The organism is Bacillus sp. HY001 (assembly GCF_007558965.1).
Lineage (GTDB): Bacteria > Bacillota > Bacilli > Bacillales > Bacillaceae_G > Bacillus_A > Bacillus_A mobilis.
On sequence record NZ_VLTE01000427.1, the window covers coordinates 1 to 218 of the forward strand.

Here is a 218-nt window from a genome sequence, read left to right on the forward strand (position 1 = left end):
GCACCCTGAGGTCCAGTAGCACCCGTGTTACCTTGAACACCTTGAGGTCCAGTGGCACCGGTAGCACCCGCTGGTCCTTGAGCACCTTGAGGTCCAGTGGCACCAGTAGCACCCGTGTTACCTTGAGCACCCTGAGGTCCAGTAGCACCCGTGTTACCTTGAACACCTTGAGGTCCAGTGGCACCGGTAGCACCCGCTGGTCCTTGAGCACCTTGAGG

General features: G+C 60.1%; 1 pseudogene. It reads right to left on the reverse strand.

The window, feature by feature from the left end:
- A pseudogene (locus FOT98_RS32090) lies at window positions 1-218 on the reverse strand (collagen-like protein); the annotation flags it as partial.